Here is a 15,761-nt window from a genome sequence, read left to right on the forward strand (position 1 = left end):
CCGCGAGTAGTTTTACGCGATATTTTAGATAATCCCTACAACAGGATCTCCTCGATGCCAAGAGCGAACGAAATCAAAAAAGGTATGGTACTGAACTACAACGGCAAATTGCTGATTGTGAAAGATATCGACATTCAGTCACCTACCGCCCGTGGCGCCGCCACACTGTATAAAATGCGTTTTTCCGATGTCCGCACCGGTCTGAAAGTGGAAGAACGTTTCAAAGGCGACGATATCGTTGATACCGTCACCCTGAGCCGTCGCGGCGTTGACTTTTCTTATGTCGATGGCAACGAATATGTGTTCATGGATAAAGAAGACTATACGCCGTATACCTTCACCAAAGATCAGATTGAAGAAGAGTTGCTGTTTATGCCTGAAGGCGGAATGCCGGATATGCAGGTTCTGACCTGGGACGGCCAACTGCTGGCGCTAGAGCTTCCGCAGACCGTGGATCTGGAAATCGTCGAAACCGCGCCGGGTATTAAAGGAGCGTCCGCCAGCGCACGTAACAAACCCGCGACATTAAGCACCGGTCTGGTGATTCAGGTTCCCGAATACCTGAGCGCAGGTGAGAAAATCCGCATTCATATCGAAGAGCGCCGTTATATGGGGCGCGCGGATTAAGTTTCACATTTTTCGGCTGCGCCCCAGGGCGCAGTCTGCCCCTTTTATTTATTGACTGTTCTGCACCAGGCAAGAGAAACGTTAAAAATTTAACATTTTCTGCTCTTAAGATGGCAGAAGCACGACTTCGTCAACTCAGCACTTCTCTTTTTCACGTTTATTCGCTAGGATTATTAAAAGTTGTTATGTTGTATCAATATTCTGGAGCTGACGTGACCAAAACCAATCTTATTACTGGATTTCTCGGTAGCGGAAAAACCACCTCTATCCTTCATTTATTAGCTCATAAAGATCCGGCTGAAAAGTGGGCCGTCCTGGTTAATGAATTTGGTGAAGTGGGTATTGACGGCGCGCTGCTTGCCGACAGCGGCGCACTGCTAAAAGAGATCCCCGGCGGCTGCATGTGCTGCGTCAATGGATTGCCTATGCAGGTGGGGCTCAACACGCTGCTGCGCCAGGGCAAACCTGACCGGTTGCTGATTGAACCAACCGGACTGGGGCACCCAAAACAGATTCTGGATTTATTAACTGCGCCGGTTTATGAGCCGTGGATTGATTTACGCGCCACGCTCTGCATCCTGGACCCTCGCCTGCTACTGGACCAACAGAGCGTCGCCAATGAAAATTTCCGCGATCAGCTCGCCTCAGCCGATATTATCATCGCCAATAAAACCGACCGCGCCACGGCGCAGAGCGATGCCGCCCTGCAACAGTGGTGGCGACAGTACGGCGGCGATCGTCAACTGATTCATGCCGAACATGGACAGATAGACGGTAAGCTTCTGGATTTACCGCGACAAAATCTGGCGGAACTGCCGGCCAGCGCCGCGCATTCTCACACTCATGCCAGTAAAAAAGGACTCGCCGCGCTAAATCTGCCCGCCCAGCAGCGCTGGCGACGCAGCTTCAATAGCGGACAGGGTCATCAGGCCTGCGGCTGGATTTTCGATGCCGATACCGTGTTTGACACCATTGGCCTCCTCGAATGGGCGCGTCTGGCGCCGGTGGGCCGGGTGAAAGGCGTTATGCGCATACAAGAGGGGCTGGTACGCATCAATCGCCAGGGCGATGACCTGCACATCGAAACACAGAGTGTCGCGCCGCCGGATAGCCGGGTTGAACTTATCTCAAACACAGAAACCGACTGGAATACGTTACAGACGGCCTTGTTGAAGCTTCGTTTAGCGACGCACGCGTAAGGTTGCCACCGTTTAAAAACTATGGCGAAATGACGATGAAAACCCGCTATTCCTTGATAATTCTGCTTAATGCCGCCGGTCTGGCGCTGTTTTTGTCATGGTATCTTCCCGTCAATCACGGTTTCTGGTTCACCATTGATTCCGGCATATTCCACTTCTTTAACCAGAAACTGGTGGAAAGCCACGCGTTCCTCTGGTGGGTCGCTATTACCAATAATCGGGCGTTTGACGGCTGTTCGCTGCTGGCGATGGGCGGACTGATGCTCAGTTTCTGGCTAAAAGAAGACGCGTCGGGCCGGCGGCGCATTGTGATAATCGGATTGGTCATGCTGCTAACAGCGGTGGTGCTTAACCAACTCGGTCAGGCGCTGATCCCCGTCAAGCGCGCCAGCCCAACGCTCTCTTTTGAGCATATTTATCGCGTCAGCGAGTTGCTGCACATCCCGACAAAAGACGCGTCAAAAGACAGTTTCCCAGGCGATCACGGTATGATGCTGCTGATATTTTCCGCCTTTATGCTGCGTTATTTCGGCAAAACGGCGGGGATTATCGCCCTTATTATATTTGTGGTTTTCGCGTTTCCGCGCGTTATGATTGGCGCTCACTGGTTCACCGATATTGTGGTCGGGTCACTCACGGTTATTTTGATTGGCCTCCCCTGGTGGCTGATGACCCCGCTCAGCGACCGGGCGATAACGCTTTTTGAGAATTATCTCCCGGGCGGAAATAAACAAATTTTAAACAAATAACCTATGTAATTAACATTACCTTCAGCGATAGTTTTACATCGTTGAAGGTAATTTATGATGATATTCCCCCAGCCCATCATTTTTCGGTCATATTATTCCTCTGCAAAATGAACAGTTTGCCCGATTTTTAAACGATTTGCGCTTAATTTGACCCGTGCTGATAGTTCACTTTTCGTATCATAAATTCTTATAAAAAATCACGCGAAATCGCTCGCAATGACAGCAACAATCGGGTAATCTCAAACTCGTTTTGCCTCGCCAGATAATTATTCTCATTGCGAATAAATTTGTGCGTTCCGCCACAGATTTGTGCACAAAGAATTGTCTCAAGCTGTGCAGGTAATTAGTCTCATCACGTTTGGCATTTTTATAACGATATTTATCGTTAAGGACTTCAAGGGAAAACAAACAACATGGTCAAATCTCAACCGATTTTGAGATATATTTTGCGCGGGATTCCTGCGATTGCAGTTGCGGTTCTGCTTTCTGCTTGTAGCACAACCACCAATACCGCAAAGAATATGCATTCTGAGACGCATGCTGTGGGCAATAGCGATAGCTCTTCACTGCAAGCCTCTCAGGATGAATTTGAAAATATGGTGCGTAACCTCGACGTTAAGTCGCGGATTATGGATCAGTATGCTGACTGGAAAGGCGTGCGTTACCGCCTGGGCGGCAGCACTAAGAAAGGCGTCGACTGTTCCAGCTTTGTACAGCGCACCTTCCGTGAACAGTTTGGTTTAGAGCTTCCGCGTTCAACCTATGAACAGCAGGAAATGGGCAAAGCGGTTTCACGCAATAACCTGCGTACGGGCGATCTGGTTCTGTTCCGCGCCGGTTCCACTGGTCGTCATGTCGGTATTTATATCGGCAATAACCAGTTTGTCCATGCGTCTACCAGTAGCGGCGTCATTATCTCCAGTATGAACGAACCGTACTGGAAAAAACGCTACAATGAAGCGCGTCGAGTTCTGAGCCGCAGTTAATCTTCATCAGGCAGCACCTCCCTTGGCTTACCTGATGAGACGACATAAAAAGCACTGCTTCGGCAGTGCTTTTGCTTATTATCCCTTCTGAACCCGTTTTGCCGAATGGCGTATCCAGCCTGACAGAATAGCCGTCAGGCGACACTGTGCCGAATAGCGACGTGTCGCCTCTTATCCAGCCTACAACACACGAACATAGGCCTGATAAACATAGCGCCATCAGACATTCAGGTCATTTCCGCCAACGACTACTGCGACAATACGCTTTCCTGCGCATCACAGAAAAGCATGACTATCCGGGGTAATCCAGGCTATAGTCTTATAAATCAACCAGTTTAACCGGCATCCGCCTTTTCAGGTCACACCAGGAATTATGCTTACACGCGACTCCTCTTCCGGTCGGAAAATCCTGCTTACCTGTATCATTACGGGGATAGCGGCAGCATTACTTATTGGTAGCCTGCAATTTTTCCTGTCGTGGCATAAACGGGATGTTAAATACAATACGCTCCTTTCTGATGTACAACATTACCTGGCCAGCTATTTCGCCGACCTGAAAGCCACCACCGATATTCTTCAGCCGTTGACGATCAACACCTGTCAGCAGGTTGGCGCAGAACTCACCTCAAGAGCCGCTTTTAGCCTTAATGTCCGCGCCTTCTTATTGATTAAAGATAAAAAAGTGTTCTGCTCTTCCGCCACTGGCGCCATGAATATGCCGCTTCAGCAACTGGTACCGGATATAGATATCCGCAAAGACGTTGCTATGGCGATTCTGCCCGGCACGCCAATGATGCCCAACAAACCGACAATGGTGATTTGGTATCGAAACCCATTATTAAATGACAGCGGCGTATTCACATCGCTGAATATTAACCTGACGCCCTACTTACTCTATACCACGCGCCAGGATGATTTTAACGGCATCGCGCTGATTGTCGGCAATACCGCGCTGTCGACCTTTTCTTCGCGTCTGCTGACCGTCGCGGAGCTGCCGGGCACGCCTTCACGACAGGCAACTATCAACGGCCTGCCGCTTAAAATACAGCTTTATGCCGATAGCTGGACCTACAATGACTTGTGGTATGCGTTGATGCTGGGCTGCATTAGCGGCATCGTAGCGGGGTTTATCTGTTACTTTATCTATGCCCTCCGGACGCGACCGGGCAAAGAGATTTTAACGGCGATCAAACACGAGCAGTTTTATGTGGTTTATCAGCCCGTCGTCGATACTCGTACGCTGAGCGTCACCGGGCTTGAAGTCTTACTGCGCTGGCGTCACCCTACGGCAGGCGAGATTCCGCCGGATGCCTTTATCCACTATGCCGAAGCGCAGCAACTTATCGTACCGTTAACGCAGCATCTGTTCGAGCTGATCGCCCGCGACGCGCCCACGCTACAGAAGGTGATGCCCGTCGGTGCCAAATTTGGCATTAACATCGCGCCGGAACATCTGCACAGCGACAGTTTTAAAGAGGATATGCACCGGCTCAGGGACGCCCTGCCCGCGCACCATTTTCATATCGTGCTGGAAATCACTGAACGCGATATGCTCCAGCAGTATGAAGCGGCCAAACTGTTCGAATGGCTGCATTCCGCCGGGTTTGAAATCGCTATAGATGATTTCGGTACAGGCCATAGCGCCCTGATTTATCTGGAGCGATTTACTTTAGATTATCTGAAAATCGATCGCGGCTTTATCCAGGCGATCGGTACGGAAACCGTCACGTCTCCGGTTCTGGATACCGTGCTGACGCTCTCCAGACGCCTGAATATGCTGACGGTGGCCGAGGGCGTTGAAACGCCGGAGCAGGCCCGTTGGCTACGCGATCACGGTGTTAATTACTTGCAGGGGTACTGGATTAGCCGTCCTTTACCCCTAAAAGATTTCGTGCTGTGGATGTCGGCGCCTTCCGTGCCTGAATGGTAGTCCCCTTACGGTTTTAACGGATTCACATCAGACGCAACGTCACTTATTATTCAGCGAAACGCCTGCCGGTTTGCAGCGGGCAATACGATAAGGAAACCGCCTTCAGATGATTGCGCGCGTAATGCTTCTGCTTGTCGCACTGGTTAGCGCTGGCGCCCAGGCCCAGGAAATCAAAGAAAGCTACGCTTTCGCCGTACTCGGCGAACCTAAGTATGCTTTTAACTTTAATCACTTTGATTATGTGAATCCTGCTGCGCCGAAAGGCGGTCAGATGACGCTTTCCGCCATTGGTACGTTCGATAATTTCAATCGCTACTCGCTGCGCGGCAATCCCGGCGTACGTACCGAAGCCCTTTACGATACGCTTTTTACCACCTCGGATGATGAGCCCGGAAGCTATTATCCGCTGATTGCCGACCATGCCCGCTATGCCGCCGACTATTCCTGGGTGGAAATCTCGATTAACCCCCGCGCTCGTTTTCACGATGGCACGCCCATTACCGCCCGCGATGTGGCCTTTACCTTTCATAAGTTTATGACCGAAGGCGTACCGCAGTTCCGTCTGGTCTATAAAGGTACTACCGTGAAGGCGATTGCGCCTTTAACCGTGCGAATTGAGCTGGCGAAGCCTGGTAAAGAAGACATGCTTAGTCTGTTTTCACTACCGATCATGCCCGAAAAATTCTGGAAAAATCACAAACTCAGCGATCCACTTTCAACGCCGCCCTTAGCCAGCGGGCCATACCGGATTACTCAGTGGAAAATGGGCCAGTACATTGTCTATTCACGCGTCAAAAACTACTGGGCGGCTAATCTGCCGGTCAATCGTGGACGTTTTAACCTCGACACTATCCGCTACGATTACTACCTTGATGACAATGTCGCTTTCGAGGCGTTTAAAGCGGGCGCATTTGATCTACGGCTGGAAAACGACGCTAAAAACTGGGCAACGCGCTATATCGGTAAAAATTTCGATAATCATTACATCATTAAAGAAGAGCAGAAAAACGAGTCGGCGCAGGACACACGCTGGCTGGCCTTTAATATTCAGCGCCAGGTATTTAAAGACCGGCGGGTACGTGAAGCTGTCACCCTGGCCTTCGATTTTGAGTGGATGAATAAAGCGCTGTTCTATAATGCCTGGAGCCGAACCAACAGTTACTTCCAGAATACCGAGTACGCCGCCAGAAATTACCCTGACGCCGATGAGCTGGTATTACTCGCGCCGATGAAAAAAGATCTTCCTCCTGAAGTCTTCACTCAGATCTATCAGCCGCCGGTCTCTAACGGCGACGGCTACGATCGCGAAAATCTTCTTAAAGCTGACGCCTTGTTGACGCAGGCCGGATGGGTGATCAACGGACAGCAACGGGTCAATAGCGTCACCGGTAAGCCTCTGACGTTTGAACTTCTCCTTCCTGCCAGCAGTAATAGCCAGTGGGTTCTGCCCTTCCAGCATAATCTTCAGCGTCTGGGCATTACGATGACTATCCGTCAGGTTGATAATTCTCAGCTCACCAACCGGATGCGTAGCCGCGACTATGACATGATGCCGAGGCTATGGCGGGCGATGCCCTGGCCCAGCTCCGATCTACAAATCTCATGGGCGTCGGAATACATTGACTCCAGTTATAACGCTCCCGGCGTACAAAGCCCGGTGGTGGATAAACTGATCGCGCAAATTATCGCAGCGCAGGGTGATAAAGCGAAACTGGTGCCGCTGGGACGGGCGCTGGATCGCGTGCTGACCTGGAACTATTACATGCTGCCGATGTGGTATATGGCGCAAGACAGGCTCGCCTGGTGGGATAAATTCTCCCATCCGGCGATTCGCCCGGTATATACCATCGGGTTAGATACCTGGTGGTATGATGTCAACAAAGCCGCCAAGCTACCGGCAGCCAGGAGGTAGTAAGAATCAATGGGTGCCTATCTTATCCGCCGTCTGTTACTGGTGATCCCCACGCTATGGGCCATTATTACCATTAACTTTTTTATCGTGCAGATCGCTCCCGGCGGCCCTGTCGATCAGGCGATTGCCGCGATTGAATTTGGTCAGGGCGGCGCGTTGCCCGGCGCCAGCGGCGAAGGCGTTCGCGCCAGTCATGCGCAAACCGGCGTCGGCAATATCAGCGACAGCCATTATCGCGGCGGCCGGGGACTCGATCCGGAGGTGATCGCGGAGATCACCCATCGCTACGGCTTCGACAAACCGCTGCATGAGCGTTATTTCAAGATGCTACGGGACTATCTCTCTTTTGACTTCGGCGACAGTCTGTTTCGCAGCGCATCCGTACTGGCGCTGATCAAAGATAGTCTTCCCGTCTCCATTACCCTGGGATTATGGAGCACGCTGATTATTTATCTGGTGTCTATCCCGCTGGGGATCCGCAAAGCCGTCCATAACGGCAGTCGCTTTGATGTGTGGAGCAGCGCGTTTATCATTATCGGTTATGCGATCCCCGCCTTTCTGTTCGCTATTTTATTAATCGTCTTTTTTGCCGGCGGCAGCTACTACGATATCTTTCCGCTACGTGGCCTGGTCTCCGCCAACTTTGACACGTTACCGTGGTACCAGAAAATCACCGATTATTTGTGGCATATTACGCTACCGGTGTTGGCGACCGTCATCGGCGGTTTTGCCGCCCTGACGATGCTGACGAAAAATTCGTTTCTCGACGAGGTGCGTAAACAGTATGTCGTTACCGCTCGCGCTAAAGGCGTGAGTGAAAAAAACATTCTCTGGAAACATGTTTTTCGTAACGCCATGCTGCTGGTGATCGCCGGGTTTCCCGCCACTTTTATCAGTATGTTTTTCACCGGCTCGCTGCTAATTGAAGTCATGTTCTCGCTCAACGGCCTGGGGCTGCTGGGTTATGAAGCAACCGTTTCGCGCGACTATCCGGTGATGTTCGGCACGCTTTATATCTTTACCCTGATTGGCTTATTACTGAATATCCTGAGCGATATCAGCTATACGCTGGTCGATCCACGCATTGATTTTGAGGGACGATAATGCCGCGATTAAGCCCGGTCAATCAGGCCCGCTGGGCGCGTTTCCGCCATAATCGCCGGGGCTACTGGTCACTATGGATTTTCCTGATCATGTTCAGCCTGAGCTTATGCGCGGAACTGATTGCTAACGATAAGCCATTGCTGGTGCGCTATGAAGGCCAGTGGTATTTTCCGCTGGTAAAAAATTACAGCGAGCGCGATTTCGGCGGCCCGCTGGCGACAACGGCGGATTATCAGGACCCCTGGCTACAACGGCAGCTTGAGAATCGGGGCTGGGTGTTGTGGGCCCCCGTACGCTTTGGTGCCAATACCATTAATTTTGCCACCACGCAGCCTTTCCCCTCCCCGCCTTCGGCGAAAAACTGGCTGGGCACCGATGCGAATGGCGGCGACGTTTTCGCCCGCATCCTGTACGGCACCCGCATTTCTATTTTATTCGGCCTGATGTTAACGATTTGCTCCAGCGTCATGGGCGTACTGGCGGGCGCGCTACAGGGCTATTATGGCGGCAAAGTCGATTTATGGGGGCAACGTCTCATCGAAGTCTGGTCGGGGATGCCGACCCTGTTTCTGATTATTTTACTTTCCAGCGTAGTGCAGCCTAACTTCTGGTGGCTGCTGGCCATAACCGTACTGTTTGGCTGGATGAGTCTGGTGGGCGTGGTGCGCGCCGAGTTTTTACGGACCCGCAATTTTGACTATATCCGCGCCGCGCAGGCGCTTGGCGTCAGCGATCGGGACATTATCCTGCGCCATATGTTGCCTAATGCGATGGTCGCTACCCTGACATTTTTACCGTTCATTTTATGTAGCTCCATCACCACCCTGACGTCGCTGGATTTTCTGGGATTCGGTCTGCCGCTTGGCTCCCCTTCTCTTGGCGAACTTCTTTTACAGGGGAAAAACAACTTACAGGCTCCCTGGCTGGGGATCGCCGCCTTTCTGTCTGTCGCCATTCTGCTATCGCTGCTGATTTTTATCGGCGAAGCGGTACGCGACGCCTTTGATCCTGCTAAGGCGGTATAAGATGACATCTCCATTGCTTGCGATTGAAAATTTATCGGTAGGTTTCCGTCAGCAACAGCACGTGCGCCCTGTCGTTAACGCCATTTCGTTACAGGTGAACGCCGGGGAAACGCTGGCGCTGGTCGGCGAGTCCGGGTCAGGAAAAAGCGTGACGGCGCTTTCCATTCTGCGTCTTTTGCCTACCCCTCCCGCCGTCTACCTCTCCGGCGATATTCGCTTTCACGGCGAATCATTGCTTCATGCCAGCGAGCAGACGCTACGCGGCGTGCGCGGCAATAAAATCGCCATGATTTTTCAGGAACCGATGGTTTCACTTAACCCACTGCATACGCTGGAAAAACAGCTCTATGAAGTGCTGTCGCTCCATCGGGGAATGCGTCGGGAGGCGGCAAGAGCGGAGATGATCGGTTGTCTGGATCGGGTCGGTATCCGCCAGGCGAGCCAGCGTCTGCGCGATTACCCTCATCAGCTTTCCGGCGGCGAACGCCAGCGCGTCATGATAGCCATGGCGCTGTTAACACGGCCGGAATTACTGATCGCCGATGAGCCGACCACCGCCCTCGACGTCTCCGTACAGGCGCAGATTTTATCTCTACTACGGGAACTCCAGCGCGAGCTTAATATGGGATTACTGTTTATCACCCATAACCTCAGCATTGTAAAAAAACTGGCGGATTCAGTAGCGGTAATGCAACACGGCAAGTGCGTAGAGAACCAACGCGCCGACACGCTGCTCTCCGCGCCGACCCATCCGTACACGCAAAAACTACTCAACAGCGAACCCACAGGCGATCCGGTTCCGCTCCCCGCCGGGCAGACGCCGTTGCTGGAGGTGGACAGGCTGCGCGTCGCCTTCCCGATCCGCAAAGGCATTCTGAAGCGCGTCGTGGATCATAATGTGGTGGTTAACAATATCAGTTTCACCCTGCATCCAGGCGAAACGCTGGGTCTGGTCGGCGAGTCAGGATCGGGAAAAAGCACCACCGGTCTGGCGCTGTTACGGCTTATCCGCTCCGAAGGCCGCATCGTGTTTGACGGTCAATCGCTGGATACGTTAAACCGCCACCAGCTTTTACCTGTTCGCCACCGTATCCAGGTCGTATTCCAGGACCCGAACTCATCGCTAAACCCGCGTTTAAACGTATTGCAAATTATCGAAGAAGGCCTGCGCGTCCACCAGCCTACGCTTTCAGGCGCGCAGCGCGAACAGCAGGTGAAAGCGGTCATGATGGAAGTCGGCCTGGACCCGGAAACGCGGCATCGTTACCCCGCTGAGTTTTCCGGCGGACAGCGTCAACGTATCGCCGTCGCCAGGGCACTGATTTTAAAACCGTCGCTTATTATTCTGGATGAACCGACCTCATCGCTGGATAAAACCGTTCAGGCGCAGATTCTTGCCCTCCTGAAATCGCTCCAGCAAAAGCACCGTCTGGCCTATATCTTCATTAGCCACGATCTGCATGTAGTACGCGCGCTGTGCCATCAGGTTATTGTGCTGCGGCAGGGGGAGGTGGTTGAACAGGGGCAATGCGAGCGCGTGTTTACCGCACCGCAACAGGCCTATACGCGTCAGCTACTCGCGTTAAGCTGACGCCTAAAAAGGATTATTGTTAGAAAAAGGTTCCGCTATCGCCACACCGAAATTTTTCAGCCGACAGGTGGCGGCAAACTCATCCTGACGATTAACGAACAGGCACGGTTCCCCTTCGCACTCCAGCACGGAGCAAGGAACTTCAATATCGCTTAGCGCCTGGCTGAGCTTATGCATCACTGACCACGCGCTATCGCCTGCCGGACTCAACAGTTTAAGCGCCACCAGACTATTCTCGGTGCTCTGCCCGTTTTGCGGAATCGGTTCAACCTTTGACCCCGCAAAACCCGCCGACCAGCGATAGTTTTGCGGCAGACGGTGAACAATTGAGAGCTGTAATGTATTCACTTTCTTTCCCCGGAAGCACAATTACTTCACAATTTACTTACATTTATATTAACACATCATTGACAACCCGTCCTTAAACAGATTGCTAACGCCCTTCTCTCCGTCAGTGGCTCTACAGCAAGCGGGAGTTAAAATAGTTTTACCGACACGGAGATAGCGGCGGGCTATATGTACCCGTTTCTGCGATCTAACTCAACCTTTTTAACTACAATGATGTGACTTTTTACATAAATGGATTTTACATAAAATAAACATAAAGGAGGAAAATGATGAATTGGTAATTGATATACATCAACTATGAAAGCCGTTTGGCTTTGCCATCGTGTAGCGGATAGCATCCCCCAACGCCGCCTGCGCATTCTTCGGCGCCATTGAGGGACAGCGCGCCCGTCACCGTTTTTTGGGACGGCTGGCGTAGAGATAAAACAGAATGGAACAGGCGGCGCAAAGCGCAATCGACCAGATCATCGGCCACGCACTGTTAAAGGTAGCCAGCGACAGCAACGCGCCGACGATAGCGCCAATACCAAAGCGGAAAGTGCCCGCCAACGAAGACGCCGTTCCGGCCATATGCGGAAACTCATCCAAAATGACCGCCATCGCATTGGACGAAACCATCGACACACAGCCGACAAACGCCGCAACGCCAACCACCAGCGCCCAGAATCCAATGCCCATCAGCGCGCTGAAAACCATCCACACCGCCATCGCAAACTGAATCCATAGCCCGGCCCGAAACATGTTTAGCGCCCCTACCCGTCTGACAAAACGGCTGTTGATAATCGTCATCACAAACAGAAATACGATGTTCAACGCGAAGTAGTAGCCGAAATCCTGCGGCGGAACATGATTAATTTCGATATAAACAAACGGCCCCGCGCTCAAAAAAGAGAACATACCGGCAAAACTAAACCCGCTCGCCAGCATATAGCTCAGTACGCGTTTGTGGCGAAACAACGCGGCAAAGTTACCTATTGTGGTACGAATATGAAAAGGCTGACGCCGCTCAACGGGCAGCGTCTCTTTAATCAGAGCAAAGATCATGACTGACGCCAGAATCGCCGCAATGGCCAGTATCCAGAAGATATAGTGCCAGCTTAACCATACCAACACCCAGCCGCCGACAATGGGCGCCATTAACGGCGCTATCGTAGTGACCAGCATGACAAATGACATCATGCGCGAAAACTCTTCCTTTGGATAAATATCCCGCATCAGCGCATTGATGACGACGCTTGCCGCCGCGGCCGCCAAACCGTGAAAGAAACGCATCACGATCAGTTGATCGATAGTCTGCGCCAACGCACAGGCGACCGCCGCAGCGGCAAATACCAGCGTCCCGCCCAGGATGACCGGCTTACGCCCGAGGCTATCCGCCATCGGTCCATAGATAAGCTGACCCAGCGCAAACCCCAAAATATAGGTGCTGAGCGTCATCTGCGCGCTACCGGCAGGCACGCCGAATTGCGCAGAAATCACCGGCAGCGCTGGAAGATACATATCAATTGACAGCGGCATTAACATGGCCAACAGGCCAAGAATAAAGACAATGGCAAAGGAAGAGTGCTGCCGGGTGGTCACATCGAACTCCTGAATTTAACGAGATAGTTAGCCGACGCTGGCGATTTCTTCTTCAGTCAACGGGCGGTACTCGCCGGGAGCCAGATTCTCATCCAGCGTAATGGCGCCAATCCGTTCGCGGTGCAGTTCCACAACGCGATTGCCTACTGCGGCAAACATCCGCTTCACCTGATGATAACGGCCTTCGCTGATGGTCAGACGGACCTGCACAGGTGTTATCACCTCCAGCGTAGCGGGTTTAGTGAGATCTTTTTCATTATGCAACTGCACGCCTTTCGCAAATTGCGCTGCCGTATCGTCGGCCACCGGCGACTCCAGGGTCACCAGATAGGTTTTTTCACAGTGATGGCGCGGCGACGTAATGCGGTGCGACCACTGACCGTCATCTGTCATTAACACCAGACCGGTAGTATCGATATCCAGACGTCCTGCGGCATGCAGCTTATACGCCACCGGCTCATCCAGGAAATACAGCACCGTTGGATGATCGGGATCATCGGTTGAACAAACGTATCCCTGCGGCTTGTTAAGCATAAAATAGCGTGGCCCGTGTTGCTGCGCTAAGGGATTGCCGTCATACGCAACCGCATGTTCCGGGAGCAGTTTGAAGGCCGCATTTTTAATGATGTCGCCATCGACGGTAACGCGGTTACCACGAATTTCACGCCCGGCAATAGCGCGGCTGACGCCAAGCTGCTGAGCGATAAATTTATCAAGTCGCATGTGTGTGATTTAGCCTGTAATAATACGGAAATCGGGCATTCTACCCGAAAAAAGGGAATTGCTATCCGCTCAGTATAGCGGGCTAACTATATCCCTCAAGGGAAATGATTCATGGCATACTATTCCCGGAACCGTTTAACGTAGTGAGACCATGATTTTTACACTCCGCCCCTACCAGCAAGAAGCCGTAGACGCCACGCTCAGCCACTTTCGCCGCCACCGTACGCCCGCCGTGATTGTTCTGCCGACCGGCGCAGGTAAAAGCCTGGTGATCGCCGAACTGGCGCGCGTCGCCCGCGGACGGGTACTGGTGCTGGCGCATGTGAAAGAGCTGGTCGCGCAGAACCACGCCAAATATTGCGCGCTGGGGCTGGAAGCGGATATTTTCGCCGCCGGACTCAAACGTAAAGAGAGTCAGGGCAAAGTCGTGTTCGGCAGCGTACAGTCGGTGGCGCGTAATCTTGACGCCTTCCAGGAGGAGTTTTCGCTGTTGATTGTCGATGAATGCCACCGCATCGGTGACGATGAAGACAGTCAGTATCAGCAAATCCTCACTCACCTGAGTAAAGTTAATCCTCACTTACGTCTGCTTGGACTCACCGCCACGCCTTTTCGCCTCGGAAAAGGCTGGATTTATCAATTTCATTATCACGGTATGGTGCGCGGCAACGACAACGCTCTGTTTCGCGACTGTATTTATGAACTGCCGCTGCGCTATATGATTAAACACGGCTATCTGACGCCGCCTGAGCGGCTTGATATGCCAGTGGTCCAATACGATTTCAGCCGCCTGCAGGCCCAAAGCAATGGGCTGTTCAGCGAAGCCGACCTGAACCGCGAGCTGAAAAAGCAGCAGCGGATTACGCCGCACATCATCAGCCAGATTATGGAATTTGCGCAAACGCGCAAAGGCGTGATGATTTTCGCCGCCACGGTCGAACATGCGAAAGAGATTGTCGGTCTGCTTCCGGCGGACGACGCGGCGCTGATTACCGGCGATACGCCAGGGCCCGAGCGCGACGCGCTGATTGATAATTTCAAGGCGCAGCGTTTTCGCTATCTGGTTAACGTCTCGGTGCTGACCACCGGCTTTGACGCCCCACACGTTGATCTCATCGCGATTCTACGTCCCACGGAGTCAGTTAGTCTTTACCAACAAATTGTCGGGCGTGGTCTGCGCCTTGCGCCGGGAAAGACCGATTGCCTGATTCTTGATTACGCAGGCAACCCGCACGACCTGTATGCCCCGGAGGTCGGTAGCCCGAAGGGAAAAAGCGATAACGTCCCTGTCCAGGTATTTTGCCCGGCCTGCGGCTTTGCCAACACCTTCTGGGGGAAAACCACTGCCGACGGCACGCTGATTGAACACTTTGGCCGTCGCTGCCAGGGCTGGTTTGAGGATGACGACGGCCATCGCGAGCAGTGCGATTTTCGCTTTCGCTTCAAAAACTGCCCGCAGTGTAATGCCGAAAACGATATTGCTGCCCGACGCTGCCGGGAATGTGACGCCATTCTGGTCGACCCGGACGATATGTTAAAAGCGGCGCTCAGGCTCAAGGATGCGTTAGTCCTGCGCTGTAGCGGAATGACGATGCAGCATGGGCAGGATGAGAAAGGCGAATGGCTGAAAATCACTTACTATGACGAGGACGGCGCGGATGTCAGTGAGCGCTTCCGCTTGCACACGCCCGCCCAGCGTACCGCTTTCGAACAGCTATTTATTCGCCCGCATACGCGCACGCCTGGCGTTCCTTTACGCTGGATCACGGCGGCGGATATTGTCGCGCAGCAGGCGCTGTTGCGGCATCCCGATTTTGTGGTCGCGCGGATGAAAGGCCAGTACTGGCAGGTGCGTGAAAAAGTGTTCGACTATGAAGGCCGCTTCCGCCGGGCGCACGAATTACGTGGTTAATTGTACTTTTCATTGATGTAACGGCGATTTGAGTATAGAATCCCGCCCGCCTTTGCATACGCAAAGCAGATCAC

13 protein-coding genes are annotated in these 15,761 nt (G+C 52.6%); 10 read left to right on the plus strand and 3 right to left on the minus strand.

What is annotated here, in order from left to right; translation table 11 throughout:
• Positions 1-54: 54 nt before the first annotated feature.
• From yeiP to yejF, 9 genes are all read left to right on the plus strand, one after another.
• Complete coding sequence (gene yeiP, locus N7E69_RS00470; RefSeq protein ID WP_001136822.1) at positions 55-627, plus strand: elongation factor P-like protein YeiP; 573 nt, start codon at positions 55-57, stop codon at positions 625-627.
• Positions 628-839: 212 nt separating this feature from the next.
• A complete protein-coding gene (locus N7E69_RS00475; protein ID WP_000169349.1) occupies positions 840-1,826 on the plus strand; it encodes a CobW family GTP-binding protein in 987 nt (328 codons plus the stop codon).
• A gap of 29 nt (positions 1,827-1,855) precedes the next feature.
• Complete coding sequence (locus N7E69_RS00480) at positions 1,856-2,575, plus strand: phosphatase PAP2 family protein (protein WP_000178093.1); 720 nt, start codon at positions 1,856-1,858, stop codon at positions 2,573-2,575.
• 413 nt (positions 2,576-2,988) lie between these two features.
• Complete coding sequence (gene mepS, locus N7E69_RS00485; protein ID WP_000241015.1) at positions 2,989-3,561, plus strand: bifunctional murein DD-endopeptidase/murein LD-carboxypeptidase; 573 nt, start codon at positions 2,989-2,991, stop codon at positions 3,559-3,561.
• 373 nt (positions 3,562-3,934) lie between these two features.
• Entirely contained in the window at positions 3,935-5,491 is a 1,557-nt protein-coding gene (locus N7E69_RS00490; protein WP_000957751.1) for a cyclic di-GMP phosphodiesterase, read from the plus strand.
• A gap of 106 nt (positions 5,492-5,597) precedes the next feature.
• Positions 5,598-7,403 (plus strand): extracellular solute-binding protein, encoded by a 1,806-nt coding sequence (locus N7E69_RS00495; RefSeq protein ID WP_000561749.1) that lies wholly within the window; start codon positions 5,598-5,600, stop codon positions 7,401-7,403.
• Positions 7,404-7,412: 9 nt separating this feature from the next.
• On the plus strand, positions 7,413-8,507 hold the full coding sequence (locus N7E69_RS00500) for a microcin C ABC transporter permease YejB (protein WP_000501619.1): 1,095 nt from the start codon (positions 7,413-7,415) through the stop codon (positions 8,505-8,507).
• Positions 8,507-9,532, plus strand: a complete 1,026-nt coding sequence (locus N7E69_RS00505) for an ABC transporter permease (RefSeq protein ID WP_001137747.1) — start codon at positions 8,507-8,509, stop codon at positions 9,530-9,532. Before N7E69_RS00500 ends, N7E69_RS00505 begins: the two co-directional genes overlap by 1 nt.
• Position 9,533: 1 nt before the next feature.
• Positions 9,534-11,123: a microcin C ABC transporter ATP-binding protein YejF gene (gene yejF / locus N7E69_RS00510; RefSeq protein ID WP_001676055.1), complete on the plus strand. Its 1,590-nt coding sequence runs from the start codon at positions 9,534-9,536 to the stop codon at positions 11,121-11,123.
• A 3-nt stretch (positions 11,124-11,126) separates the two neighbouring features.
• Here yejF and N7E69_RS00515 read toward each other — a convergent pair whose 3' ends face one another.
• The 3 genes from N7E69_RS00515 to rsuA form a co-directional block, all read right to left on the minus strand.
• Positions 11,127-11,471 carry a YejG family protein gene (locus tag N7E69_RS00515; protein WP_001094639.1) on the minus strand — a complete coding sequence of 115 codons (345 nt, stop codon included), beginning with the start codon at positions 11,469-11,471 and terminating at the stop codon, positions 11,127-11,129.
• Between the two features lie 390 nt (positions 11,472-11,861).
• The gene (locus N7E69_RS00520; protein WP_000213347.1) at positions 11,862-13,052 is read right to left on the minus strand and encodes a Bcr/CflA family multidrug efflux MFS transporter; all 1,191 of its coding nucleotides are present in this window, start codon (positions 13,050-13,052) and stop codon (positions 11,862-11,864) included.
• Positions 13,053-13,079: 27 nt separating this feature from the next.
• Entirely contained in the window at positions 13,080-13,775 is a 696-nt protein-coding gene (gene rsuA / locus N7E69_RS00525) for a 16S rRNA pseudouridine(516) synthase RsuA (protein WP_001234836.1), read from the minus strand.
• A gap of 151 nt (positions 13,776-13,926) precedes the next feature.
• On the opposite strand from rsuA, the gene N7E69_RS00530 reads away from it, so the two are divergent.
• On the plus strand, positions 13,927-15,687 hold the full coding sequence (locus N7E69_RS00530; protein WP_000578121.1) for a DEAD/DEAH box helicase: 1,761 nt from the start codon (positions 13,927-13,929) through the stop codon (positions 15,685-15,687).
• The last annotated feature ends 74 nt before the right edge of the window (positions 15,688-15,761 follow it).

This window comes from Salmonella sp. 3C, from assembly GCF_025426275.1.
Taxonomy (GTDB): Bacteria; Pseudomonadota; Gammaproteobacteria; order Enterobacterales; family Enterobacteriaceae; genus Salmonella; species Salmonella enterica.

What these genes read in the sequence shown, in the direction of transcription:
- yeiP (WP_001136822.1), top strand. Translation starts at nt 55, where the DNA reads ATGCCAAGAGCGAACGAAATCAAAAAAGGTATGGTACTGAACTACAAC.
- N7E69_RS00480 (WP_000178093.1), top strand. Translation starts at nt 1,856, where the DNA reads ATGACGATGAAAACCCGCTATTCCTTGATAATTCTGCTTAATGCCGCC.
- mepS (WP_000241015.1), top strand. Translation starts at nt 2,989, where the DNA reads ATGGTCAAATCTCAACCGATTTTGAGATATATTTTGCGCGGGATTCCT.
- N7E69_RS00490 (WP_000957751.1), top strand. Translation starts at nt 3,935, where the DNA reads ATGCTTACACGCGACTCCTCTTCCGGTCGGAAAATCCTGCTTACCTGT.
- N7E69_RS00495 (WP_000561749.1), top strand. Translation starts at nt 5,598, where the DNA reads ATGATTGCGCGCGTAATGCTTCTGCTTGTCGCACTGGTTAGCGCTGGC.
- N7E69_RS00500 (WP_000501619.1), top strand. Translation starts at nt 7,413, where the DNA reads ATGGGTGCCTATCTTATCCGCCGTCTGTTACTGGTGATCCCCACGCTA.
- N7E69_RS00505 (WP_001137747.1), top strand. Translation starts at nt 8,507, where the DNA reads ATGCCGCGATTAAGCCCGGTCAATCAGGCCCGCTGGGCGCGTTTCCGC.
- yejF (WP_001676055.1), top strand. Translation starts at nt 9,534, where the DNA reads ATGACATCTCCATTGCTTGCGATTGAAAATTTATCGGTAGGTTTCCGT.
- rsuA (WP_001234836.1), bottom strand. Translation starts at nt 13,775, where the DNA reads ATGCGACTTGATAAATTTATCGCTCAGCAGCTTGGCGTCAGCCGCGCT.
- N7E69_RS00530 (WP_000578121.1), top strand. Translation starts at nt 13,927, where the DNA reads ATGATTTTTACACTCCGCCCCTACCAGCAAGAAGCCGTAGACGCCACG.